Genomic DNA, 1155 nt, shown 5'->3' with positions numbered 1-1155 from the left:
AAAGCGAGCATCTGGCGATCGTCGACGCGCAATCCCGGGACGGCCGCACTCGCCGCGGCAATGTTGGCGGTTGCCGTCGCCTCATCGGGAACGAAGCCGCTCAGCGTCACCGCATCGCGCTCGCGCGTCGCCGACCAGCTATAGGGTTTCTGCGCGACGACCTGGGACAGGCCCCCGAGCGCCCGGCGTATGCCGAATTCGCCGCGCAACTGCACCATGGCCTTGGCAGCGCCATCGGCCGAGAGCGCCTCGCCCACGATCAGCACATCGCGTCCGGCAACGAGCGCCATGACCGGCCTTGCGCCGGGCGCCTCGCCGGCGACCTGCGTCGCCACCGCGATGGCACGGCGACTGACATCGTCCTGAATCGCATCATCCAGATAGAGGTTGCTGGCGCTCCAGAGCAGCGCCAGCGGCACGAGCCCCCATAACCAGTTTGCCGGCTGCGCCATTCCCGCTCCCCGCGTCGGCACAGACTTGTCAGGCCCTTACCGATCACCGTCCCCAGGGCGCCAAGTCAGGACGGTTCGCCCGCCCCTGTCAAGTGAGTGAACAGGCCTAACCCTCGATATCCAAACGAAAAAAGCCCCGGGTTTCCCCGGGGCTTTCCGACTAGGATCGGAGAACCGATCAGAAGTCGCGCTGGATGCGCAGACGGCCGGTGAGGGCGTCGTCCGACTTGATCAGCAGGTTGTTGTTGCGWASGCCGAAGTTGTTGACCTGACCGATGCGGTTCTTCAGCTCAACCTTGGAGTAGAGAACTTCCACGCCGATATCSAGRCCCGAAACYGGGGTCCAGACGAGGTTGGTGCCGATGATGAACTCCTTCGGGTCAAGCTTGACCGGACCGCTCTGGAGCGTGCCGAGGCCGTTCTGGACCGCAGCGCCCATGTCGAGCTCGGAGTACGAACCATAGACTTCCGAACGGATGGTCGGGGTCCAGTAGTGCTTCAGGCCAGCAGTGATGGCGAAGCCCTTGGTCAGCTTCGAGCGACCGGTGGTCTGGTCGATGACGATGTCCGCAGCGGCGAGCGAGCCGAGGCGGCCGTAGCCATAGGTGCCGCCGTAGCCGAGGTAGGAGCCCATGCCCTCAGCGTAAGCTGCCTGCAACCACAGGACGTCGCCAGCGGCGAGCATCGGCAGGTTGAACTTCAG

Annotated in this window: 2 pseudogenes; both read right to left on the bottom strand. The window is 64.9% G+C overall.

Going from position 1 to position 1155, the window contains the following annotated elements:
* Positions 1-452, bottom strand: a pseudogene (locus tag AC1D34_RS37820) (hypothetical protein); the annotation flags it as partial.
* Positions 453-630: 178 nt separating this feature from the next.
* Positions 631-1155, bottom strand: a pseudogene (locus AC1D34_RS37815) (hypothetical protein); the annotation flags it as partial.

The sequence above is a fragment of the Allobosea sp. P1_A7 genome, from assembly GCF_056406775.1.
The sequence above is the reverse complement of the archived record's forward strand: the minus strand, read 5'-3'. Positions and strand labels throughout refer to the sequence as shown.